At 69.7% G+C, this 23,305-nt stretch carries 24 protein-coding genes and 1 pseudogene; 21 read left to right on the plus strand and 4 right to left on the minus strand.

Annotation, left to right across the window (positions count from 1 at the left end; all coding sequences use genetic code 11):
• Window positions 1–194: 194 nt before the first annotated feature.
• Window positions 195–974, minus strand: coding sequence for a TatD family hydrolase (locus DX914_RS03895; protein WP_115857737.1), 780 nt, complete (start codon window positions 972–974; stop codon window positions 195–197).
• A gap of 4 nt (window positions 975–978) precedes the next feature.
• Complete coding sequence (locus DX914_RS03900) at window positions 979–1,209, minus strand: DUF6116 family protein (RefSeq protein ID WP_115857738.1); 231 nt, start codon at window positions 1,207–1,209, stop codon at window positions 979–981.
• Window positions 1,210–1,391: 182 nt separating this feature from the next.
• On the opposite strand from DX914_RS03900, the gene DX914_RS03905 reads away from it, so the two are divergent.
• The 5 genes from DX914_RS03905 to DX914_RS03925 all read left to right on the plus strand — a co-directional run bounded on the left by DX914_RS03905 (window position 1,392) and on the right by DX914_RS03925 (window position 7,301).
• On the plus strand, window positions 1,392–2,216 hold the full coding sequence (locus DX914_RS03905) for a glycine zipper 2TM domain-containing protein (protein WP_269204236.1): 825 nt from the start codon (window positions 1,392–1,394) through the stop codon (window positions 2,214–2,216).
• 183 nt (window positions 2,217–2,399) lie between these two features.
• A complete protein-coding gene (locus DX914_RS03910) occupies window positions 2,400–3,563 on the plus strand; it encodes an acyl-CoA dehydrogenase family protein (protein WP_115857739.1) in 1,164 nt (387 codons plus the stop codon).
• A 193-nt stretch (window positions 3,564–3,756) separates the two neighbouring features.
• A complete protein-coding gene (locus tag DX914_RS03915; protein ID WP_115859121.1) occupies window positions 3,757–4,305 on the plus strand; it encodes a GNAT family N-acetyltransferase in 549 nt (182 codons plus the stop codon).
• 2 nt (window positions 4,306–4,307) lie between these two features.
• Entirely contained in the window at window positions 4,308–4,949 is a 642-nt protein-coding gene (locus DX914_RS03920) for a glutathione S-transferase family protein (protein WP_115857740.1), read from the plus strand.
• A gap of 120 nt (window positions 4,950–5,069) precedes the next feature.
• A complete protein-coding gene (locus DX914_RS03925; RefSeq protein ID WP_425480669.1) occupies window positions 5,070–7,301 on the plus strand; it encodes a thiamine pyrophosphate-dependent enzyme in 2,232 nt (743 codons plus the stop codon).
• Window positions 7,302–7,549: 248 nt separating this feature from the next.
• Here DX914_RS03925 and ygfZ read toward each other — a convergent pair whose 3' ends face one another.
• Window positions 7,550–8,422 (minus strand): CAF17-like 4Fe-4S cluster assembly/insertion protein YgfZ, encoded by an 873-nt coding sequence (gene ygfZ, locus DX914_RS03930; protein ID WP_115857742.1) that lies wholly within the window; start codon window positions 8,420–8,422, stop codon window positions 7,550–7,552.
• A gap of 68 nt (window positions 8,423–8,490) precedes the next feature.
• On the opposite strand from ygfZ, the gene DX914_RS03935 reads away from it, so the two are divergent.
• The 11 genes from DX914_RS03935 (at window position 8,491) to lolD (ending at window position 16,131) form a co-directional block, all read left to right on the plus strand.
• Entirely contained in the window at window positions 8,491–8,643 is a 153-nt protein-coding gene (locus tag DX914_RS03935) for a DUF1674 domain-containing protein (RefSeq protein WP_115859122.1), read from the plus strand.
• A 79-nt stretch (window positions 8,644–8,722) separates the two neighbouring features.
• Complete coding sequence (gene sdhC / locus DX914_RS03940; protein ID WP_115857743.1) at window positions 8,723–9,118, plus strand: succinate dehydrogenase, cytochrome b556 subunit; 396 nt, start codon at window positions 8,723–8,725, stop codon at window positions 9,116–9,118.
• Window positions 9,115–9,513: a succinate dehydrogenase, hydrophobic membrane anchor protein gene (gene sdhD, locus DX914_RS03945; protein ID WP_115857744.1), complete on the plus strand. Its 399-nt coding sequence runs from the start codon at window positions 9,115–9,117 to the stop codon at window positions 9,511–9,513. The genes sdhC and sdhD overlap by 4 nt, the downstream gene beginning before the upstream one ends.
• Window positions 9,514–9,554: 41 nt before the next feature.
• A complete protein-coding gene (gene sdhA / locus DX914_RS03950) occupies window positions 9,555–11,309 on the plus strand; it encodes a succinate dehydrogenase flavoprotein subunit (protein ID WP_231118217.1) in 1,755 nt (584 codons plus the stop codon).
• Between the two features lie 72 nt (window positions 11,310–11,381).
• Window positions 11,382–12,167: a succinate dehydrogenase iron-sulfur subunit gene (locus tag DX914_RS03955; RefSeq protein WP_115857746.1), complete on the plus strand. Its 786-nt coding sequence runs from the start codon at window positions 11,382–11,384 to the stop codon at window positions 12,165–12,167.
• Window positions 12,168–12,307: 140 nt separating this feature from the next.
• Complete coding sequence (locus tag DX914_RS03960; RefSeq protein ID WP_115857747.1) at window positions 12,308–12,730, plus strand: MAPEG family protein; 423 nt, start codon at window positions 12,308–12,310, stop codon at window positions 12,728–12,730.
• A 74-nt stretch (window positions 12,731–12,804) separates the two neighbouring features.
• Window positions 12,805–13,494 carry a hypothetical protein gene (locus tag DX914_RS03965; protein ID WP_147300598.1) on the plus strand — a complete coding sequence of 230 codons (690 nt, stop codon included), beginning with the start codon at window positions 12,805–12,807 and terminating at the stop codon, window positions 13,492–13,494.
• Entirely contained in the window at window positions 13,481–13,741 is a 261-nt protein-coding gene (locus tag DX914_RS03970) for an FAD assembly factor SdhE (RefSeq protein ID WP_115857749.1), read from the plus strand. Before DX914_RS03965 ends, DX914_RS03970 begins: the two co-directional genes overlap by 14 nt.
• 79 nt (window positions 13,742–13,820) lie before the next feature.
• The gene (locus tag DX914_RS03975) at window positions 13,821–14,156 is read left to right on the plus strand and encodes a hypothetical protein (protein ID WP_231118136.1); all 336 of its coding nucleotides are present in this window, start codon (window positions 13,821–13,823) and stop codon (window positions 14,154–14,156) included.
• 6 nt (window positions 14,157–14,162) lie between these two features.
• A complete protein-coding gene (locus tag DX914_RS03980; protein ID WP_115857751.1) occupies window positions 14,163–15,407 on the plus strand; it encodes a lipoprotein-releasing ABC transporter permease subunit in 1,245 nt (414 codons plus the stop codon).
• On the plus strand, window positions 15,400–16,131 hold the full coding sequence (gene lolD / locus DX914_RS03985) for a lipoprotein-releasing ABC transporter ATP-binding protein LolD (RefSeq protein ID WP_115857752.1): 732 nt from the start codon (window positions 15,400–15,402) through the stop codon (window positions 16,129–16,131). Before DX914_RS03980 ends, lolD begins: the two co-directional genes overlap by 8 nt.
• Before the next feature lie 111 nt (window positions 16,132–16,242).
• Here the strand turns inward: lolD and DX914_RS03990 are convergent, their stop codons facing one another.
• On the minus strand, window positions 16,243–16,680 hold the full coding sequence (locus tag DX914_RS03990) for a hypothetical protein (RefSeq protein ID WP_115857753.1): 438 nt from the start codon (window positions 16,678–16,680) through the stop codon (window positions 16,243–16,245).
• A 232-nt stretch (window positions 16,681–16,912) separates the two neighbouring features.
• Between DX914_RS03990 and DX914_RS03995 the strand changes: the two are divergent.
• The 5 genes and pseudogenes from DX914_RS03995 to lpxK form a co-directional block, all read left to right on the plus strand.
• Window positions 16,913–19,440, plus strand: a pseudogene (locus DX914_RS03995) (ComEC/Rec2 family competence protein); the annotation flags it as partial.
• Entirely contained in the window at window positions 19,334–20,014 is a 681-nt protein-coding gene (locus DX914_RS04000) for a MotA/TolQ/ExbB proton channel family protein (RefSeq protein ID WP_115857755.1), read from the plus strand. The pseudogene DX914_RS03995 and the gene DX914_RS04000, both read left to right, overlap by 107 nt.
• 17 nt (window positions 20,015–20,031) lie before the next feature.
• A complete protein-coding gene (locus DX914_RS04005) occupies window positions 20,032–20,475 on the plus strand; it encodes an ExbD/TolR family protein (RefSeq protein WP_115857756.1) in 444 nt (147 codons plus the stop codon).
• The gene (gene msbA, locus DX914_RS04010; protein ID WP_231118137.1) at window positions 20,472–22,220 is read left to right on the plus strand and encodes a lipid A export permease/ATP-binding protein MsbA; all 1,749 of its coding nucleotides are present in this window, start codon (window positions 20,472–20,474) and stop codon (window positions 22,218–22,220) included. The genes DX914_RS04005 and msbA overlap by 4 nt, the downstream gene beginning before the upstream one ends.
• A gap of 3 nt (window positions 22,221–22,223) precedes the next feature.
• Entirely contained in the window at window positions 22,224–23,276 is a 1,053-nt protein-coding gene (lpxK, locus tag DX914_RS04015; protein WP_115857757.1) for a tetraacyldisaccharide 4'-kinase, read from the plus strand.
• Window positions 23,277–23,305 lie beyond the last annotated feature (29 nt).

The raw sequence follows: 23,305 nt of genomic DNA on the forward strand, positions 1-23,305 counted from the left end.
CCGCTCTCACGGAAAGCGCATGCATTAGGCCGCGCATTCGTGAGAAATGCTGTGGGGTAGGAGCGGCGTGAGCCGCGACCACGTCACTTCGGCTACTGCGCAGTCGCGGCTCACGCCGCTCCTACCCCAAGGCACGCACGGCTTTAGCTGGGAGCGACGTAAGTCGCGATTCGTTACCCCGATTGCTGGCGCGGCTACGCCGCCAGCGACGGCAACCGAAACAACCGCTCCGCATTCGCACTGGTCGCCTCGGCCAAGGCCTCCGGTTCGACGCCACGCAACTGTGCGATCACATCGCGCACCTGGGTCAACCGCGCCGGCTCGTTGCGCTGCCCGCGTATGCCCGCATCGGGCTGATCCGGCGCATCGGTTTCCAACAGCAGATACTCGACCGGCATTTGCGCCGCCAGCCGGCGCAGCCGGTTGGCGCGCTCGTAGGTGACCGGCCCGCCCAAGCCGAGCAGGAAGCCGGCCTTCCACAGTTGCTTGGCCTGCTCCTCGCTGCCCGAATAGCTGTGCACCACGCCGCGTAGCGGACCGGTGCGGCGGATCGCGGCGATCACCGCATCGACAGCGCGCCGCGCATGCACGATTACCGGCAGGTCGAAGTCGCGCGCCAGCCGTAGCTGGCCTTCGAAGTAAAGCGACTGCGCTTCCGGGTCCAGGCCTTCGACGAAATAGTCCAAACCGCATTCGCCGACCGCCACCGGGCGTTCGCGCTGGATCCAGTCGCCCAGCTCCTGCAGATGCTCGGGGCGATGGCGCGCCAAGTACATCGGATGCAGACCGTAGGCGGGATAGAGACCCTCGGCCTCGCTGCAAACCGCGCGCAAGGCCGGCCAAGTATCGGCCGCCACCGCGGGCAACACCTGCCGGCGCACGCCCGCGGCGCGCGCACGCGCGATCACCTGCGCGCGGTCGGGGTCGAACTCCGGCGCATCCAGATGGCAGTGGCTGTCGACCAGCGCCGCCATGCGCTCAGCGCGGCGGCGGCGCGGGCGGGGCGGGCGGCTCCAGCGGTGCGGCCTTGCGGCTCTTCCAGTTGGCCAGCAACAGGGTGCCCAGGCCGAGCAGGATTTCGTCGGCCAGCGGGATGAAGTCCGGAATGATCAGGTCCAGCGCGAACAGCGTGGCGGTGAGCACGAACAGACGCGGGTAGCTCAAGCGTCCGAGGAAGCCCATCAGGGGAGCGAGCAGGGGGTTGGCCATGGCCGAGGGTCCGGGTGTGACGCGCGTTGCCAAACACGCTAGCACGTCGTCGCAAAGGGTTCATGCAGGGGACAGATTGGCCATTTTCAATAGGCGCTCATTCAGGTTTCCGGTGGTGGAATGGCGCCGTCCACACCCGCGGGTCGTCCCCGCGAAAACCGTACCGCCGCAGGAGGTTCACGATGAACAAGAACATGTTGGCTGTTGCCCTGGCTTCGCTGCTGGTAGGCGGCGTCGCCGTAGCGGCGTTTCAGAGCTTCCGCGGCAACGACGCGGCCGCGCCGACCGCGTTGACCGCGGCCGACGGCTCGGCCCTGGCCACCGCCGAAGGCGATATCGCCCCGAACGGCGCGATCGCCACCACCGGCAAGCCGGACGTCGAGTACGCCGACGTGATCAACGTCAAGCCGATCAACGAAAAGGAAAAGCTCTACGCCACCGTGATCGGCACCGACCCGGTGCGCGAGACCAGCACCAGCTCCACCCCGCGCGAAGTCTGCGAAGACGTGGTGGTGCAGGACCGCCTGCCCGAGCGCGACGGCAACGTCGGCGGCACCGTGGCCGGCGCGGTTATCGGCGGCCTGATCGGCAACCAGATCGGCGGCGGCAACGGCAAGAAGGCCGCGACCGCGGCCGGCGCCGTGGCCGGCGGCTACATCGGCAACCGCGTCGACCGCAACCATGTCGGCGGCCGCGTGGTGAACCGCACCGAGCGCCAGTGCCACACGGTGTCGGAAAGCTCGCAGTCCTCGCGCGTGGTCGCCTACAACGTGACCTACCGCAATCCGGACGGCACCACCGGCACCATGCGCACCGAGAGCAAGCCGGGCAGCCGCATCGCCCTGGGCTCGGAGGACAAGGTGGTGGGCTACGACGTGACCTACCGCTACCAGGGCCAGAACCAGACCATCCGCATGGACGAGCGCCCGGGCCAGCAGCTGCCGGTCATCGACGGCCAGGTGGTCACCCAGACCGCCAGCGCCGGCAGCGGCAACAGCCGCGGCTGATCGCCGCCGCGCGACACGCAGCAACGACGGGGCCGGGCAACCGGCCCCGTCGCTTTTTGCGCGGCCGATCGCAGGTGATAACGCTTACAGCGAGCGTGCGGGCCCGGTGTTCGGCCTTACCCCGGCCGGGCGCGGCCGATACAATGGGGATCTTTCTGCCCCGACCGGTCTCCTGAGCGCGCCATGGCCCTGAATCCCTACGATCTGTTCGACGTCCGTTCCCTGCTCAGCGAAGAGGAGCGCGCCGTTCAGGACACCGTGGCCCGCTTCACCAACGAGCGCGTGCTGCCGATCATCGGCGACGCTTTCGACCAGGGCCGCTTCCCCAAGGAGCTGGTGTCGGAGATCGCCGAACTGGGCCTGCTGGGCTCCTCGCTGCCCGAGCAGTACGGCTGCGCCGGCCTCAACGCGGTCAGCTACGGCCTGATCTGCCAGGAGCTGGAGCGCGGCGACAGCGGCATCCGCAGCTTCGTCAGCGTGCAGTCCTCGCTGTGCATGTACCCGATCTACGCCTACGGCAGCGAAGAGCAGCGCATGCGCTGGCTGCCCGGCATGGCACGCGGCGAGATCATCGGCTGCTTCGGCCTGACCGAGCCGCACGGCGGTTCCGACCCGGCCAACATGAAGACCAACGCGCGCAAGGACGGCGGCGACTGGATCCTCAACGGTTCCAAGATGTGGATCACCAACGGCAACCTGGCCGACATCGCCATCGTCTGGGCGCAGACCGACGAGGGCATCCAGGGCTTCGTGGTGGAGAAGGGCATGCCCGGCTTCGCCGCCCAGGAAATCAAGCACAAGATGAGCCTGCGCGCGTCGGTGACCTCGTCGCTGTTCTTCGACAACGTGCGCGTGCCCGAGGCCAACCGCCTGCCCAACGTGAAGGGCCTGAAGGGTCCGCTGGGCTGCCTGACCCAGGCCCGCTACGGCATCACCTGGGGCCCGATCGGCGCGGCCATCGCCTGCCTGGACGAGGTGCTGGGCTACACCAAGGAGCGCATCCTGTTCGGCCGCCCGGTGGCGGCCACGCAGTCGGCGCAGATCAAGATGGCCGAGATGTCGCGCCGCATCACCCTGGCGCAGCTGCTGGTGCTGCAGCTGGGCCGACTGAAGGACGCCGGCCAGATGCAGCCGACCCAGGTGTCCCTGGCGAAGTGGAACAACTGCCGCCTGGCCATCGACATCGCGCGCGAATGCCGCGACCTGCTCGGCGGCGCCGGCATCACCACCGAACACGCCGCGATCCGTCATGCGCTGAACCTGGAATCGGTGATCACCTACGAGGGCACGGAGACCGTGCACCAGCTGGTGGTGGGCCGCGAGCTGACCGGTATCAACGCTTTTTAAGTGCCGCTGCCCAAAGGCAGCACGATCTTACTTCTCCCGCTTGCGGGAGAAGGTGGCCCGCAGGGCCGGATGAGGGCGCGCGCCAGTCGGTAACGGCGCAAGCTGCGGCGCGGCCCTCACCCCAACCCCTCTCCCGCGCGCGGGAGAGGGGCTACGAACGCGACGCACATCAGACAGGGAAAGCCGCGCCATGATGACGATTCCCGACATCGAACTGGAAACCCCGCGCCTGCTGCTGAGGCCGCCGCAACTGCAGGATTTCGACGCCTGGGCGCAGTTCATGGCTTCCGGCGATTACCTGCGTTACATCGGCGGCCCGCAGCCGCGTCCGGTGGCTTGGCGCGGGATGATGTCGGTGATCGGTTCCTGGGCCGCGCTCGGCTACGGCTTCTTCTCGGTGTTCGAAAAATCCTCCGGTCGCTGGATCGGCCGGGTCGGCCCCTGGCAGCCCGAGGGCTGGCCGGGTACCGAGGTGGGCTGGAGCATCGTCCAGGACGCGGGCGGGCAGGGCTATGCCGCCGAGGCCGCGCATGCCGCGGTGGACTGGGCCTTCGAGCATCTGGGCTGGGACGAGGTCATCCACACCATCGACGCCGGCAACCTGGCGTCCAAGGGCGTGGCGGCCAAGGTCGGCGCGGCGTACCTGCGCCAGGACCGCCTGCCCGAACCCTTCCACGAGAACGAGGTGGAAGTGTGGGGGCAGACCCGCGAACAATGGCGCGCGCGCCGCAACGGAGCATAGGCATGATCGCCATCCACGGTTTCTCGCCTTCGGGCAATTGCCACAAGCTGCGCATGCTGCTGGAGCCGCTCGGCCAGCCCTACGACTGGGTCGAGGTGGACAGCCCCAACGGCGCCACCCGCACGCCCGAGTTCCTGGCGCTCAACCCCAACGGCAAGGTGCCGGTGCTGCAACTGCAAGACGGACGCACGCTGACCGAATCCAACGCCATCCTGTACTACCTGGCGCAGGGCACGCCGTTCCTGGCCGAAGACCGCTGGGCGCGCGCGCAGACCTTGAGCTGGATGAATTTCGAGCAGTACAGCCACGAGCCCTACGTGGCGGTGGCGCGCTTCATCGCCGGCTGGACGCCGCTGGATTCGCCGCGCCGCGCCGAACTGCCGCGCCTGCGCGAGCGCTCGCACCAGGCGCTGGCGGTGATGGAGCGGCACCTGCAATCCAACGACTGGTTCAGCGCCGGCGCCTACGGCATCGCCGACATCGCCCTGTTCGCCTACACCGACGTGGCCGAGCACGGCGGCGTGGCGCTGGCGCCGTACCCGGCGCTGCGCGCCTGGCTGGCGCGGGTGCGCGCCACGCCGGGCTTCGTGCCCTTGCCCGAACCCGACGCCCTAGCGGCCGACCGCATCGCCCAAACCGCCTGACCCTTTCCCGATTGGCCGCCCTCGCGGGCGGCGGAGTGCCCGATGTCCGCGCAACCGCAGTCTCCGCTCTTCAACGGCTTCCCCAGCTTCAACACCGTGCCCAGCCCGATTCCGGCGCGGATGAAGGGGCTCAACCGCGCCGAAATCTGCGACGTCAACTTCGTCGAGTTCGTGCGCCACTGGGACGGCCGCGCCGACGCGCGCCCGGCCGCGCACGAGGCGGTGCTGGAGGGCAGCGCGCTGGACGCGCGAGGCTTCGCCGACTTGTTCGAGTCGCAGTTGATCAGCCGCCATCTGGATCTGATGGCGCGCGTGCTGCGCGTGCAGAACAAGGTCTTCTACACCATCGGTTCCAGCGGCCACGAAGGCAACGCGATGGTCGCGCGCCTGACCCGCCACACCGATCCGGCGTTCCTGCATTACCGCAGCGGCGGCTTCATGGCCGAACGCTTCCGCAAGCTGCCGGGCATGGACCCGGTGATGGATTCGGCGCTGTCCTTCGCCGCCAGCAAGGACGATCCGGCCTCCGGCGGCCGGCATAAGGTGTGGGGCAGCAAGCCCCTGTGGGTGCTGCCGCAGACCTCGACCATCGCCTCGCACCTGCCCAAGGCCTTGGGCACCGCCGTGGCCATCGAGACCGCGCGCCGCCTGGGCCATGCGCTGCCGATTCCCGACGACAGCATCGCGATCTGCTCGTTCGGCGACGCCTCGGCCAACCACGCCACCGCGCAGACCGCGTTCAACGCCGCGGCCTGGACCGCTTACCAGAAGCTGCCGGCGCCGGTGCTGTTCGTGTGCGAGGACAACGGCATCGGCATCTCGGTGAAGACGCCGGGCGGCTGGATCGGCAACCGCTTCCGCAACATGGACGGGCTGGATTACTTCGCCGCCGACGGTCTGGACCTGGCCAACGGCTACGGCCAGGTGCAGCGCGCGGTCGAGCATTGCCGCCGCAGCCGCCGCCCGACCTTCCTGCACCTGCGCACCACCCGGATCATGGGCCACGCCGGCACCGACTTCGAGATCGAATGGCGCTCGGTCGATGAGTTGTGCGCGGTGGAGGCCAGCGACCCGCTGTTGAGGTCCGCCGCGATCGCGCTGGAATCGGGGCTGATGTCGAAGGAGCAGGTGCTGGAGCTGTACGAGGCCACGCGCAAGCGCTGCTTCGCCGCGGCCGAAGAGGCCGACCGCCGGCCCAAGCTGGACCGCCTGGCCGACGTGGTCGCGCCGCTGGCGCCGTACACGCCCGCCGCGGTCCAGGCCGAGGCCCAGCGCGCCGATTACGGTACGCGCCGCCTGGAGGTGTTCGGCGGCGAAGCCAAGCTGCCGGAGCAGCAGCCGCCGCGGCATCTGGCGATCCAGATCAACAACGCGCTGCACGACCTGTTCGCCAAGTACCCCGAGACCCTGCTGTTCGGCGAGGACGTGGCGCAGAAGGGCGGCGTGTACACGGTGACCAAGGGCCTGCAGAAGGCGTTCGGCCCGCGCCGCGTGTTCAACACGCTGCTGGACGAAACCATGATCTTGGGCATGGCCCAGGGCTTCGCCAACGTTGGCCTGCTGCCGATTCCGGAAATCCAGTACCTGGCGTATTTCCACAACGCCTGCGACCAGATCCGCGGCGAGGCCGCGTCGCTGCAGTTCTTCAGCAACGACCAGTACCGCAACCCGATGGTGGTGCGCATCGCCGGCTTGGGCTACCAGCGCGGTTTCGGCGGCCACTTCCACAACGACAACTCGATCACCGCGCTGCGCGACATCCCCGGCCTGGTGGTCGGCTGCCCCTCGCGCGGCGACGACGCGGCGACCATGCTGCGCACCCTGGCCGCGCTGGCCAAGGTGGACGGGCGCGTGTCGGTGTTCCTGGAGCCGATCGCGCTGTACATGACCAAGGACCTGTACGAGGCCGGCGACGGCCAATGGATGACCAGCTATCCCTCGCCCGATGAAGCGATGCCGCTGGGCGAGGGCCGCGTGTACGGCGACGGCGACGACCTGGTGATCTTCAGCTACGGCAATGGCGTGCCGATGAGCCTGCGCGCCGCGCGCGCGATCGAGGCCAAGCACGGCTGGAAGACCCGCGTGGTCGACCTGCGCTGGCTGGTGCCCTTGAACGACGCCTACATCGTCGAACAGGCGCGCAGCGCCAAGCGCATCATCGTGGTCGACGAAGGCCGCCGCAGCGCCGGCGTGGGCGAGGGCGTGGTCACCGCGATCGCCGAAGGCGGCTACGGCGGCCGCCCGTTCCGCCGCGTGGTCGGCGTGGACACCTACACCCCGCTGGCCGGCGCCGCGTTCCTGGTGATCCCGGGCGACGACGACATCGTCGCCGCGGCCGACACGCTGGCTTGATCCACAGCGCCGGGATGCTTTGGGGTAGGAGCGGCGTGAGCCGCGACCACGCAACGCCCTGACGCCGCGCCGCTGTGCGCGGCGACGCATCGCGGCTTACGCCGCTCCTACCCCAAAGCAGGCCTCGGTTGGCGTTCTGTGGGAGCGGTGGGAGCGGCGTGAGCCGCGATCGCGCGACTGCGGGCTTGCTTCGCTACCGGCAATCTGCGTCGCGGCTCGTTTCCAGGGGAATGGGGCACGGCGTCGCCTCAGCGCGCCAAGCCAGCCAGCAGCGGCAGCACTTCGCAAGCCTGCCCGCCGACCAGCAACGGCACCGGCGCCGCATCCAACGGCATCACCGCCAGGCCTTCGTCCGCCGCCGCGCAAATCAACTGGCCGGCCACGCTCGTAGCCGTATCGGCCTGCGCCTGCACTTCGGCCGGCGCGCTCACCCCCGCGCCGCGCAAACGCATCAACCCCCGCTTCGCCTTCCCCAGGAAATGCGTGCGCGCCACGATCTCCTGGCCGGGGTAGCAGCCCTTCTTCACGCTGAAGGCCTGCAGCCGCTCCAGCGACAGCTGCTGCGGCGTCCATTGCTCGGCCTGGTCCGGGCCCAGGCGCGGCAGGCCGTGGCGCAGGTCGTCCAGGGCCCAGCGCCGGGCGAAGTCGGCGTCCTCCGGCCCGGCCGCGTCGGCGGCGACGATGCGCAGGCTGCGCTCGACGCCTTCGCCGCGGTAGTCCAACTCCAGGCCCGTGGCCTCGTCGTCGGCCAGAACGGCGCCCAGCGCCGCCTGCGGCGCGCCGTAGCGGCCGACCGCGCGCAGATCGTCGCGGACGACGATCGTGGTCTTGCTGCGGAACAGGAACCGGCGCAGGGCCGCGGCGAAGGCCTCGGCGTCGGCATCGGGCAGCAGCAGCCAGATCCGCTCATCGGCCAAACGCAGCAAAGCCATCAGCGCGATCACGCGGCCTTTCGGCGTCAGCCAGCCGCTCCACTGCCAGTGGCCGGGCGTCAGCGCGGCCACGTCGTTCATGAACTGCGCCTGCGCGAAAGCCGCCGCATCGCGGCCGGAAAGCTCGATCAGGCGGTGGCCGGGCAGGGCGGTGGCCTGTCCGGACGGGGCCTGCGGGTTGTCATGCATGGGGGCGGGAATTAAGATTTAACGCTGTGATGATAGGCCAAACCACCCCGGACGCAGCGGCGGACCCCGTGCCCCCCAGCCAGGTGTCCGAGATCCCCGCACCCTCGGTTCCGGCCTCCGGCAGCGCTGCGCCGCCGAGCCAGGAATTCGGCGGCCGCGACGGTCCCGAACCCACCCGCTACGGCGACTGGGAAAAGAACGGCCGCTGCATCGACTTCTAGCTACGCCCGTCCAGCCGCACCACCCCCGACCCTTCCCCGCCACGCGGCGCCGCCGCCCAGCCGAGACAGCCATACGCTCATGGCGAACCGCGAACGTCCCTTGTCGCCGCATCTGCAGGTCTATGCCTGGCAGATCCAGATGGTGACCTCGATCGTGCACCGGATTACCGGTTGCATCCTTTCCGTCGGCGCCCTGCTGATCGCCTGGGCCCTGGTCGCCCTGGCGGCCGGTCCGGAGGCCTGGGCCCAGTTCACCGCCTGCGCGCGCTCGCCGCTGGGCTTCCTGATCCTGTTCGGCTGGACCTGGGCCTTCGCCTACCACCTGCTCAACGGCATCCGCCATCTGATCCAGGACGCCGGCTACGCCTACAAGGTCGCGACCTTCGTGCGCAACGGCTGGATCAGCGTGATCGGCAGCCTGGTGGTGACCGCGCTGATCTGGCTGGTGGCGATGATGCAGCGGGGTGGCGCATGAGCATCTTCAGCCAGAAGCAGCTGCGCAATCCGCTCAAGACCGCGCGCGGCCTGGGCTCGGCGAAGGACGGCACCCACCACTTCGTGGTCCAGCGCGTCACCGCGATCGCGCTGATCTTCCTGTGCCTGTACGTGGTCGGGCTGGTGATCTCCTGGATCGGCGGCGACTATGCCTCGGTCCGCGCCTCGGTTGCCCACCCCTGCAACGCCGTGTTGCTGGTGGCGTTCCTGGTGGCGATGTTCTGGCACGCCAAGCTCGGCCTGCAGGTGGTCATCGAGGACTACGTGCACAGTCCCGGCCTGGCGGTGGCTTCGCAAATCGCCGTCGTTTTCGTCTGCGTCCTCGCTGCGCTCGCTAGCGTGCTCGCCGTTATCCGCATCGCGCTGGGAGCCTGACCGTGGCCGCTGCCTACAAGATCCAGGAACACAAGTTCGACATGCTCGTGGTCGGCGCCGGCGGCGCCGGCCTGCGCGCCACCTTCGGTCTGGCCCAGAAGGGCCTGAAGACCGCCTGCATCACCAAGGTGTTCCCGACCCGTTCGCACACCGTGGCGGCGCAGGGCGGCATTTCCGCCGCGCTGGCCAACATGGGCGAGGACGACTGGCGCTACCACTTCTTCGATACCGTCAAGGGTTCGGACTGGCTGGGCGACCAGGACGCGATCGAGTACATGTGCAAGGAGGCCATTCCGGCCATCATCGAGCTCGAGCACCAGGGCGTGCCGTTCTCGCGCACCGAAGAGGGCAAGATCTACCAGCGCCCGTTCGGCGGCATGACCACCAAGTACGGCGAAGGCCCGCCGGCGCAGCGCACCTGCGCCGCGGCCGACCGCACCGGCCACGCGATCCTGCACACCCTGTACCAGCAGTCGCTGGCGCACGACGCGCAGTTCTTCATCGAGTACTTCGCCCTCGACCTGATCATGGACGCCGACGGCGCCTGCCGCGGCGTGCTCGCCCTGGACATGGCAGAAGGCACGCTGCACCTGTTCCGCGCCCAGGGCACGGTGCTGGCCACCGGTGGCTACGGCCGCGCCTATTTCTCCGCGACCTCGGCCCACACCTGCACCGGCGACGGCGGCGGCATGGCCCTGCGCGCCGGCCTGGGCCTGCAGGACATGGAGTTCGTGCAGTTCCACCCCACCGGCATCTACGGCGCCGGCTGCCTGATCACCGAGGGCGTGCGCGGCGAAGGCGGCATCCTGCGCAACAGCAACGGCGAGCGCTTCATGGAGCGCTACGCGCCCAGCGTGAAGGACCTGGCGCCGCGCGACATGGTCAGCCGTTCGATGACCATCGAAATCCGCGAAGGCCGCGGCGTGGGCGAGCACAAGGACCACATCCTGCTCGACCTGACCCATCTGGGCCCGGAAGTCATCCACGAGAAGCTGCCGGGCATCGCCGAGTCGGCGCGCATCTTCGCCAACGTGGACGTGGAGAAGGAACCGATCCCGGTCATCCCGACCGTGCACTACAACATGGGCGGCATTCCGACCAACTACCACGGCGAAGTGGTGCAACTGCGCAACGGCGACCCCGACGCGGTGGTGCCGGGCCTGTACGCCATCGGCGAGGCGGCCTGCGTGTCGGTGCACGGCGCCAACCGCCTGGGCTCGAACTCGCTGCTGGACCTGGTGGTGTTCGGCCGCGCGGTGGCCAACCGCTGCGCCGAGACCGTCACCCCGGGCGCCACCCTGCCCAAGCTGGCGGCCGACGCCTGCGACACGGCGCTGGCGCGCCTGGACAAGCTGCGCAACGCCAACGGCGGCACCCCGACCTCGGTCATCCGCGACAAGATGCAGCGCACCATGCAGGCCGACGCCGCGGTGTTCCGCACCGGCGAGACCCTGAGCGACGGCGTGCGCAAGATCCGCGACATCCACGCCTCGTTCGCCGACGTCAAGGTGACCGACCGCTCGCTGATCTGGAACTCGGACCTGATCGAGACCTACGAGCTGTCGAACCTGCTCGGTCAGGCGCTGGCGACCATCGTCTCGGCCGAGAACCGCACCGAATCGCGCGGCGCCCATGCGCGCGAGGATTTCCCGACGCGCAACGACGCCGAGTGGCAGAAGCACACGCTGTGCTACGTGGACGAGAGCGGCCAGACCCGCATCGACTACCGCCCGGTGCACAACTACACGCTCACCGACGACGTCGCCTACGTCCCGCCCAAGGAGCGCAAGTACTGATCGGCCTCCATGGCGCGCACCCGCTGCGCGCCGCCCCCGACCCGTACCGACGCTAGCCCAGAGACCGCCAGCATGGCCCAATTCGTCCTACCGAAGAACTCGCAGATCCAGAAGGGCCGCCATTGGGCCTCGCCGGGCGCCAAGCAGCCGCGCACCTTCAAGGTCTACCGCTGGAACCCCGACGACGGCATGAACCCGCGCGTGGACACCTACGAGGTGGACATGGCGACCTGCGGTCCGATGGTTCTGGATGCGCTGATCAAGATCAAGAACGAGATCGACCCCACGCTCACCTTCCGCCGCTCCTGCCGCGAAGGCATCTGCGGTTCGTGCGCGATGAACATCGACGGCACCAACACCCTGGCCTGCACCAAGGCGATTTCCGACTGCAAGGGCAAGGCGGAGGTGCCGATCTACCCGCTGCCGCACATGGACGTGGTCAAGGACCTGGTGCCGGACCTGACCCACTTCTACGCCCAGTACGCCTCGATCAAGCCCTGGCTGCGCACGCAGAGCGCGGCGCCGTCCGACCGCGAGCGCCTGCAGACGCCGGAAGACCGCAAGAAGCTCGATGGCTTGTACGAGTGCATCCTGTGCGCCTGCTGCTCGACCAGCTGCCCCAGCTACTGGTGGAACGGCGACCGCTACCTGGGCCCGGCGATCCTGCTGCAGGCCTATCGCTGGATCATCGATTCGCGCGACGAGGACACCGGTGCGCGCCTGGACGATCTGGAAGACCCGTTCAAGCTCTACCGCTGCCACACCATCATGAACTGCGCGCGCACCTGCCCGAAGGGCCTGAACCCCGCGCAGGCCATCGGCGAGATCAAGAAGCTGATGCTGGCGCGCCGGGTCTGATCCCGGCCGCCATCGCCGGAGCGGCGCTACGTTCCGGCGCCGCGCTGGGCGGCCTCGCGCCAGCCGGGTATGCGCCGAGCCCCCCGCCGGCCCGCGCGCACCGCTACCATCCGCATCGATCCCCTCAACGCAGGCGAGCGATGGACCCCAAGACCCTGTTCCTTCCCGCCGCCGCGATGGCGGCGCTGAGCCTGCTGGTCTGGCTGCGCCTGTATTGGGTGCGCATCGGCCAGATGCGCCGCGACCGCATCCATCCGCAGGCGGTGGCGACGTCGGCCCAGGCCGCGGCCAGGCTCACCCAGAGCACGGCGGCCGACAACTTCCGCAACCTGTTCGAGCTGCCGGTGCTGTTCTACCTGGCGCTGACCATGGCCGCGCTGACCCAGTTGGGCGACCGCACCGTACTGGCGCTGGCCTGGGCCTTCGTGGTCTTGCGCGTGCTGCACAGCCTGATCCATTGCGGCTACAACAAGGTGATGCACCGCTTCCTGGCTTACGTCGCCGGTGCCCTGGTGTTGTGGGCGCTGTGGGGTTACCTGGCGTGGGGCCTGTTGCGCGCATGAACGGCGTATTCGTAGGGTTCGTTCCGCGTCAACGGCCACTGCCTCTGCGAGGCATCGATATGAGCATGGAGCCCATGACCCACCGTACCCCTGCGAGCCAGCCGCGCGCCTGTGGCGTTGCCAGGTTCTCGCTGTCGGCCGCGCTCGCGCTGGCATCGTTGTCCGCCGCTGCGGCCGAGCCGTCGGCCGAGTCGGTGGCGCTCGCACGCGACTACGTGGTCAGCGCGCGCTTCGTCGATCTGCTCGACGGCATCGTCAACCGTTTCGCCAGCGAAGCCAATGTCGCCACCGATCCCAAAGACCTGGAGATGAAGCGGCGCGTGGTGCGCGACATGTCGCGCGAGGTCATGGCCGATTCGCTGGCGCGCTCGCTGGCCGCCGATACGCCGGTCGCGGTGCTGCGCGACGGCGTTGCCCATGCCAAGAGCGACATAGGCCGGATCGAGTTCGGCTGTCTGGCGGACATGGCCAAGGGGCCGGAGGGTTATCCCGCCTGCCTGGAATCCAAGACCGACGAGGACCAGCGTTCGCGCATCCTGGCGCACAGCCAGACCGAGTCCGGCGTGGCGCTGATGACCAAGGTGCTGGAGAGTGATGCCATCGTCGATGCCCTGAACGCCAGCACCCGCGACCTGGTCGCGCGCGATCCCGAAGTGGCCGCGCAGCTGGCCGACTACTGCGAGCGCAAGCCCGACGAGGGCATGTGCGGATACCGGGCCGAGGCGGCGGCTGAGACCGGCGGGAAGAGCGATGAGCGACGCTGACGACACCGAGCTGCGCCGCCTGCGCTGGCGCAGCCGCCGCGGCATGCGCGAACTGGACCAGTTGTTCGGCCGTTATCTCGACCGCGCCTGGGCGCAGGATTCCGAAGCCCAGCGCGGGGTTTTCCTACGTCTGCTGGATTGCGAGGACGATAAGCTCTGGCGCTGGTTCATGGGCTACGAGGCCTGTCCCGATGCCGAGCTCGACGCGCTCATCCAACGCATCCGCGCCATGCCGGCCCCCGCCTAAGGCACGCGAGGGCAGGCTTGACTGGCTGCCCTCGCGCGGCCTGGCCGCCGCGCTGGCCCTGATCGGCCTGCTCGCCGCCGTGGCCGTGCTGAACTGCGAGCTGCCGCGGCCCTGGGCCTGGCCGCTGGCCGCCGTTGCGGCGCTGTACGGCGCCTGGCTGGCGCGGCGCGAACTGCGCCGGCCGCCGCAAGCCCTGGTCGTGGCCGCGGGCCGATTCCATCTGGACGGCGTGGAGTTGTGCCAGCCGCGCCTGCACTGGCGCGGCCCTTTGGCCTGCCTGTCGTTCCGGCAGGGGCGCCGCCGCCGTTACCGGATCGGCTGGCCCGACGCCCTGGGCGCCACAGCGCGGCGTGAACTCCGGCTGGCTGCTTCGGTCATAACGCCTACGCCAGACCCGCGTTCGATGGCACCATAGCCGGATATGTTCAAACCCGTCCCCGTCGCCATCGGCCTGCGCTACCTGCGCGCCAAACGCCGCAACGGCTTCATCTCCTTCATCTCGCTGGCCTCGGTGCTGGGCATCGCACTGGGCGTGATCGCGCTCATCACCACCCTGGCGGTGATGAGCGGCTTCCAGCGCGAGATCCGCGACCGCATGCTGCAGATGGCCGCCCACGCCACCGTCAGCGCCTACGGCGAGCCGCTGCTGGACTGGCAGCGCGCGGTGGACGTGGCGGTGGCCGACAAACGCGTCTCCGGCGCCGCGCCCTACGTGGAAAAAGAAGCCCTGCTGTCGGGCGCGCGCAATCAGCCGGCGATGGTGCGCGGCATCCTGCCCGAACAGGAGCGCAAGGTGTCGGTGCTGGCCGAGAAGATGGTGCAGGGTCGCCTGGAGGACCTGACCCCCGGCAGCTACAACATCGTGCTCGGCAAGGAGCTGGCGCTGTGGCTGGGCGTGGGCGTGGGCGATCACGTGGTGCTGATGACGTCCGACTTCCGCAGCACCCCGATGGGCGCGCTGCCGCAGCTCAAGCGCTTCACCGTCAGCGGCATCTTCGAGGCCGGCTACAACGAGTTCGACAAGGGTCTGGCCGTGGCCAACCTGCACGACATGCAGCGCGTGTTGCGCATGGGCGAGGGCGTCACCGGCGTGCGCCTGAAGCTGCACGACATGGACCGCGCCTGGGACGTGGCCCGCGACCTGGCGCTGAGCCTGGGCGGCCCGTATCAGGTCAGCGACTGGACCAGCGACAACGCCAACATGTTCCGCGCGCTGAAGATGGAAAAGACCATCATGGCGATCCTGCTGTCGCTGATCATCGCCATGGGCGCGTTCAACCTGGTGTCCTCGCAGGTCATGCTGGTCACCGACAAGCAGGCCGACATCGCGATCCTGCGCACCCTGGGTCTGACCCCGCGCGGGGTCATGCAGGTGTTCGTGGTTCAGGGCACCCTGATCGGCGTGATCGGCACCGTGCTGGGCGTGATCGGCGGCATCGCCCTGACCTTGAACCTGGAGCACATCCTCAAGGCCATCGAAACCGTGCTGGGCGTGCAATTGCTGCCCGAGGACGTCTACTACATCACCGGCCTGCCCACCGATCTGCAATCGAGCGACGTGATCGCGATCGCCGCGGTGGCCCTGGTCATGGCCTTTCTGGCCACCATCTATCCCGCCTGGCGCGCCGCGCGCACGGCTCCGGCCGAGGCGCTGCGTTATGAGTAAGGCTACCGACGCGGCGCCTGCGACCGACACCGACGGCGCGGTGATCCAGTGCACCGGCCTGGGCATGACCTATGCCGAAGGCAAAATGCGCACGCCGGTGTTCGACGGCCTGGATTTCGCCGTGCAGCGCGGCGAAACCGTGGCTATTCTCGGCGCCTCCGGCGCGGGCAAGAGCACCTTGCTGCACCTGCTGGGCGGCCTGGACACGCCCACCGCGGGTGAGGTCTTCGTGGCCGGGCAGCGCATGAGCGCGCTGTCGGACGCCGCGCGCGGCGCCTTGCGCAACCGCGCGCTGGGCTTCGTCTACCAGTTCCACCACCTGCTGCCCGAGTTCACCGCGTTGGAGAACGTGATGATGCCGGTGCTGCTGGCCGGCACCGCGGTGCCCGAGGCCAGCCGCCGCGCCCAGGCGCTGCTGGAATCGGTGGGCCTGGGCCACCGCCTGGCGCACAAGCCCGGCGAACTGTCGGGCGGCGAACGCCAGCGCGCCGCGGTCGCGCGCGCGCTGGTCAACCAGCCCGCCTGCGTGCTCGGCGACGAGCCCACCGGCAACCTCGACGAGAAGACCGCCGCCACCGTGTTCGAGCTGATGCTGGGTTTGAACCGGGAGCAGGGCACCAGCCTGGTCCTGGTCACCCACGACCGCCGCCTCGCGCGCCGCTTGGACCGCGTGCTGGAACTGCACGAAGGCCGGTTGCGGCAGCTGGCGCAGTCGGAAGTTTGAGCGACCTCACACGATCCGCCACCGATAGCGGAGGCGGCTTTGGGGTAGGAGCGGCGTTAGCCGCGACCGCGCAACTTCGATGACGACAAGCGCGCCGACCTGGCGCGCTCGTCAATCCCAATAGATCGTGTACACCCGGTAGCCCTCGGGCGGCTCAGGCGACGCGGCATGCTTGCCGTAAGGCCAGCCTTCGCTGATGCCGTCCGATTCCAGCCCTTCGATCCAGCTGTCGGCTACTTCCGGCGGCGCGCTGGAATACACGTGCACGTTCTCGGCCGCCGGCCACAGCTCGTCGTCGTCCAGCGCCTCGCCCCATTCCTGATGCAGGCCCACATATATGCCTTGCACATCGGCGCGTGCCTCAATGGCCTTGAGGCGCGCATACAGCTCGCGTAGCGGCGGCCGCCCGTAGCCCCATTGGTTCGGCGCGATCGAATCCTCCTGGTCGTTCTGGCTGAAGTACTGATCCAGAGTGACCAGCGGGAAATGGTCCGGGTCCTGATCGTCCAGGTCGCGCAGCAGGGCTAGTAGTTCGTTGCGGCTGGTCATTGACGGTCCTTGCGCGGAGGGGTGTGACGCGGCGGAAGTGGGTGGGTGTGACGGGTCGATCTTAGTGCGTGTCGCGTCTATTCGCTCCAGCGCCCGCGATCTTCTCGGCGGGCCCGCGGCGAATTGCACTACGCCAACATCAGGACATTCCTACATCGCCACCGCGGCAAGCCCGATGCCGCGCAGACCCTGCTGCCGCGAAGCTGATGCCATCTCCGCAGCAAGCGCAGGCATGGCCAACGCCCCACCAAATCCGCCGTTCGCTCCTCTAGGCCCCGCGGTCGCCGCAGCCGCGCTGCTGGGCGCCGTCGCCGGCCTGAGCGTGCCGCAGCTGTGGCCGGTGCCGGCCTTGCTGGCGTTGCTGCTCAGCGCACTGACGCTGTGGTGGCGCAGTCGCCGCAGCGTTCGCCTTTTGGGTGCGTTGATCCTGGGTTTCGCCTGGGCCGGTCTGCACGCGGCATATGCCTTATCGCTGCAGCTGCCGACCGATTGGGGGCGTAGACCGATCGAAGTAGCGGGGCGCATCGTCGACCTGCCGGTGCACGAGCCGCGGCGCACGGTGTTCCTGTTCCGCGTCGACGACGACGCCACGCAATCCAACGCCCTGCGCGGCCGCGAGCTGCGCCTGTCCTGGTACAGCGAGGATCGCGCCGCACGCGCGCGCCTGCGCGCCGGCCAGGCCTGGCGCTGGCAGGCGCGCCTGCGCGCACCGCGCGGTCTGCGCAACCCTGGCGTCGGCGATGCCGAGAAGTACGCGCTGATGCAGGGCCTCACCGCCACTGGCGTTCTGTTTGCGCCTGAGCGCGGCAGCTTGCTGACGCCCGCGAGCGGACTGCAAGCGCTGCGCGAACGTCTGTCAGGCCGCATCGCCGAGTCGGTCGTGGCGCCGTCTTCGCGCTTCGTGCGTGCACTGGCGCTAGGCGACACGCGGGCGCTGGACGACCGCGACTGGGAGCTGCTGCGCGCCAACGGCCTGACCCACCTGATCGCGATCTCCGGTTTTCACGTTGGCCTGGTCGCGGGCTTCTTCGCCTTGCTTGCGCGCGGGCTGTGGTGGGTCTGGCCGGCGTTGGGCCGGCAGGTACCCAGACCGATGGGCGCAGCTACGGCGGCAGCGATAGGCGCCTTGCTGTATGCGGCGCTGGCCGGCTTCGCCCTGCCGACCGTGCGCACCTTGCTGATGATCGCGGTGGTGGCCGGTTTGCGCCTGTCGCGTCGCCGCTTCGATGGCGCCGCGACGCTGGCGCTGGTCGCGCTGGCGGTATGGCTGGTCGATCCCCTGGCCCTGCTGGGCGCGGGCTTCTGGCTGAGTTTCCTGGGCGTGGCCTGGCTGATGTGGTGCCTGCCGCACGGCGCAGGCCAGCGCTCGCTCCTGCGCGACTTCCTGTCGGCGCAAGGCGTGGCCACGCTGGGTTTGCTGCCGCTGTGCGCGGCGTTGTTCGGCCAGGCTTCGCTGGCAGGCCCGTTCGCGAACCTGATCGCGGTGCCATGGTGGAGCCTGGTGGTGGTGCCGCTGGCGTTGCTGGGCACCGGTCTGGAGTTGCTGCACGCAGGATGGGGCAGTGCCGTCTGGCGTTTGGCCGCGTGGTGCTTCGATGCGAGCTGGCCGTTGTTCGAGCATCTGGGGTCGGGCCGGCTGGCGCTGTGGTGGCTGCCGGAGCCGCGCTGGTTCGCGCTGCCGTTGGCATTGCTGGGTGCGTTCTGGCTGCTGCTGCCGCGCGGCACGCCGGGCAAGCCGCTGGCGGCGTTGCTGTGGCTACCCCTGTTATGGCCGGACCGCGACCTGCCCGTGCCGGGGCAGGTGGAGCTGAACGTCATCGACGTAGGGCAGGGCTTGTCGGTGCACGTGCGCACCGCCCGTCACGAGCTGCTCTACGACTTCGGCCCCGCCGCGCCCGAGGGCTACGACGCTGGCGAGCGCGCGGTGGTGCCTGCCTTGCGCGCCTTGGGCGTGCGCAGCCTGGATCGCGTGGTGCTCAGCCACGGCGACAACGACCATGCCGGCGGATTGCAGGCGGTGTTGCGCGCCTATCCGGCCCGGCAGCGGTCCGCGCCCGAGGGCGTGGGCCTGACCGGCCTGCGGCCCTGTGTGGCCGGCGAGGCCTGGACCTGGGATGGCGTGCGTTTCCGCTTCCTGCACCCGCCGCCGTACTTTCCCTACCTGCGCAACGAATCCAGCTGCGTGCTGCGCATCGAGACCGACCGGGGCGCGGTGCTGCTGACCGGCGACATCGGCCAGATCGTCGAGCGCGATCTGGTCCGCCGCGCGCGCGAGCGCGGCGGCGGCGCCCTGCGCGCCGAGGTGGTGCTGGTGGCCCACCACGGCAGCCGCGGCTCCTCCGATCCGGCCTTCGTCGCCGCCACCGGCGCCCGCCACGCGCTGGTGTCCAGCGGCTACGGCAACCGCTATGGCCACCCCAAGCCGCAGGTGCTGGCGCGCTGGCGGGCGGCCGGCGCGCGGACCTGGGACACCGCCCAGGCCGGCGCGCTGCGCCTGCGCCTGGGGCCGCCGATCGCGGCCGGCACGGTCCGGGTGGAAACGCGACGCCAGGCACATCCGAGGCTGTGGGACGCGGCCCGGCGGACCGGGGCCGCACCGGCTGGGCTATCCTATCGGCCGGAATGAGGCGGCCGTTGGGCCGGAGGTTCGCGAGTGCTGGAACTGGTCAAGGCCGGCGGTTGGCCGATGATCCCGCTGTTGCTGCTGTCGGCCATCGCGCTGGCGATCATCATCGAGCGGCTATGGACCCTGCGGCGCAAGGCGGTGCTGCCGCCCGACCTGGGCAAGGAAGTCCGCGCCTGGGCCAGCCGCGGCAAGCTGGACCCGGCCCACATCGAGTCCCTGCGCGCCACCTCGCCGCTGGGCGCGCTGCTGGCCGCCGCGCTGGACGTGCGCGGCCGTCCGCGCGAGGAGATCCGCGAGCGCATCGAGGACGTGGGCCGCCATCTGGTCCACCGCATGGAGCGCTACCTCAACACCTTGGGCACGATCTCCGCCGCCGGCCCGTTGCTGGGCCTGTTCGGCACCGTGGTCGGCATGATCAAGATGTTCATGGTGATCGGCAAAAGCGGCATAGGCGACGTCAACGAACTCGCCGGCGGCATCGGCTACGCGCTGATCTGCACCGCCACCGGCATGATCGTGGCGGTGCCGGCGCTGGTCGCGCACCGCTGGTTCCGCGGCCGCATCGCCGAGTACATCGTGGCCATGGAGCACGAGGCGATCCAGTTGCTCGACACCCTGGACACGCGCCCGCTGGCGCGTCCGGCCGCCGCCAACCCGGCCGCCGCCGGCAGCGCGCCGCCGCCGGCGCAACCGCAGGCCGCGGGCTGAGACGGGGCGGGCAGGGCATGCGCATCCGCGACCACCGCGCCGACGACGAACCGGAGATCAACCTGGTCCCGTTGATCGACGTGATCCTGGTGCTGATCATCTTCTTCGTGGTCACCGCCACCTTCGACGCGCGTTCGGTGCTGAAGCTGGAGCTGCCGCGCGCCAGCGGCGAGCCGTCCAGCGACACCTCCAAGGCGCTGATCGTGCTGGTCAACGCCGAGGGCCGCTATTTCGTCGACGACCGCGAAGTGCTGCGCGACGATCTGCAATCGCTGAAGACCACCATCGCCGAAGTCGCCGGCAGCGACCGCGACCGCCAAGTGCTGCTGCGCGCCGATGCGCGCACGCCGTACCAGGCCGTGGTCACCGTCTACGACGCGCTGGGCCAGCTCGGCTTCCGCCGCATCATGAGCGCGACCGCGCCGCCCACCGGCGCCGGCGGCAGCGAGGGCCTGCGGTGACCGCCCAGGTCTCGCCCTGGCAGACCTACCGCCGCCTGCTGGGCTTCGCCCGTCCGTACGGCGGGCTGCTGTGGCTGGCGCTGATCGGCATGCTGATCGAGGCGGCGGCCGCCGGCGCGTTCACCACCTTGATGACGCCGATCATCAACCTGACCTTCATCGAGAAGGAAAAACAGCTCAGCACACTGCTGCCGCTGGCCATCGTCGGCCTGTTCCTGCTGCGCGGCATCGCCGGCTACATCACCGACTACCACATGGCCAAGGCCGGCCGCAGCATCGCCCGCGACCTGCGCGTGAACGTGCTGGGCAAGTACCTGCGCCTGCCCGGCCTGCGCTTCGACACCGAGCCAGTGCCGTCGATGCTGGTGCGCCTGGGCTCGGACAGCGACCAGGTCGCGCAGGCCGCGGTCGACGCGATGAAGGTGATGCTGCAGCAGAGCTTCCAGGCGCTGGCGCTGCTGGGCGCGATGCTCTACGCCAGCTGGCAGGTGACCCTGGCGGTGCTGCTGATGGCGCCGCCGCTGGCCTTCGTGATGGACAAGATCGGCCGCCGCTACCGCCGCATCAGCCACCGCATCCAGGAAAGCGCGGGCGCGCTGCTGCAGTCGGCCGACCAGGCCCTGGGCAACCAGCAGGAGGTCAAGGTCTACGGCGCGCAGGGCGTGGAGTTGCAGCGCTACGGCGCCATCGCCGACAACCACCTCAAACTGAGCATGAAGGTCGAGTCCACGCGTTCCATCGCCTCGGCGATGGTCCAGCTGATGGGCGCGGTGGGCCTGGCCCTGCTGCTGTTCGTCGCCGGCCGCGAGGCGCTGGCCGGACGGCTGGACGCGGGCAAGTTCGTGACCCTGATGACCTCGATGATCGCGATCATTCCGGCGCTGCGCCAGCTCACCAACGTGCAGAACATGCTCCAGCGCGGCGTGGCCTCGGCCGAGCGCCTGTTCTCGGTGCTGGACTCCGACGACGAGCCCGATAACGGCAGCCGTAGCGTGCAGCGGGTGCGCGGCGAGATCGAATTCCGCGACGTGGTCGCGCGCTATCCCGGCCAGACCCAGCCGGCGCTGGACGGGGTGAGCTTCAGCGCCCGTCCGGGCACGGTCACCGCCATCGTCGGCCGCTCCGGCAGCGGCAAGTCCACCTTGATCAAGCTGCTGCCGCGCTTCTACGAACCCGAATCCGGGCAGATCCTGCTCGACGGCGAGCCGCTGCAGGACTACCGACTCAGCGACCTGCGCCGGCAGATCGCCCTGGTCGGCCAGCAGGTGATGCTGTTCGACGGCACCGTCGCGGCCAACGTGGCCTACGGCGAACTGCAGGACGCCGCGCCCGAGCGCCTGCAGCGCGCGGTGGCCGGCGCCAACGCCCAGGAGTTCGTCGAACGCCTGCCCGAGGGCGTGCAGACCCACATCGGCGCCAAGGGCGGCCGTCTGTCCGGCGGCCAGCGCCAGCGCCTGGCGATCGCCCGCGCCATGCTCAAGGACGCGCCCATCCTGATCCTGGACGAGGCCACCGCCGCGCTGGACACCGAATCCGAACGCCTGGTCCAGGACGCGCTGGAACGGCTGATGCCCGACCGCACCACGCTGGTGATCGCGCACCGCCTGTCGACCATCGAACACGCCGATCAGGTGCTGGTCATGGATCAGGGCCGCATCGTCGAGCGCGGCAGCCACAGCCAGCTGCTGGCCCAGGGCGGGCTGTACGCGCACCTGCACCGCATGCAGTTCCGCGAGGCCGAGTAAGCCATGGCCGCAGGCAGCAACGAACGTCGCACCCGCGTGCCGGCGTACTGGTACGGCGATGCGCCCATTCCGGTCAGCGCGCGGCTGCTGTCGGCGCTGTACGGCGCGGTCACCGGCCTGCGCCGCAAGCTGTATTCGAAGGGTTGGCTGCGCCGCCGCCATCCCGGCGTACCGGTGCTGGTGGTGGGCAACATCACCGCCGGCGGCGCCGGCAAAACGCCGATGACCATCGCCCTGGTCGAGCGCCTGCGCAGCGAAGGCTGGACACCGGGCGTGGCCAGCCGCGGCTACGGCCGCGATGACGGCGCCGGCGCGCTCTGGATCGAAGCGAGCACCGACCCGCGCCTGGGCGGCGACGAGCCGGTGCTGATCGCCGCGCGCACCGGCGCCAAGGTGCGCGTGGACCGCGACCGCTACGCCGCCGCGCGCGCCCTGGCCGAGGCCGGTTGCGACGTGGTGATCTGCGACGATGGCTTGCAGCATTACCGCTTGGCGCGCGATATCGAAATCGAAGTGGTCGACGGCCGCCGACGCTACGGCAACGGCCAGCTGTTGCCGGCCGGCCCGCTGCGCGAACTGCCCGAGCGCGCCTCGCTCTGCGATTTCCGCGTGGTCAACATCGCCCAGGTCAACGGCGGCGCGGGCTTCGCCGCCGGCGAGACCGGCTTCGGCGAATGGCCGATGCGCCTGGTCGCCGACCAGGTGCAGCCGGTGCTGGGCGGCCGCGGGCGCAAGCTCAGCGCCTATTCCGGCCAGCGCGTGCACGCGGTCGCCGGCATCGGCGACCCCGAGCGTTTCTTCGGCATGCTGCGCGGCTTCGGCATCGCCGTGGTCCCGCACGCGTTTCCCGACCATCACCGCTACGTCGCCGCCGACTTCGAATTCGGCAGCCAGCTGCCGGTGCTGATGACCGAGAAGGACGCGGTCAAGCTGGCCGGCGTGGGCGAGGGCGGCTTCGTTACCGAGCAGTACTACAGCGTGCCGGTGCGCACCGAACTGCCCGAGGCGTTCTGGGTGGCGTTGCTGGCCAGGCTCGGTGCGCTGCGCACGCCGTAATCCGATCGTTGCGGCCCGGCGCCGCGCAA

The organism is Lysobacter silvisoli (assembly GCF_003382365.1).
In the GTDB taxonomy this organism is placed as follows: Bacteria; Pseudomonadota; Gammaproteobacteria; order Xanthomonadales; family Xanthomonadaceae; genus Lysobacter; species Lysobacter silvisoli.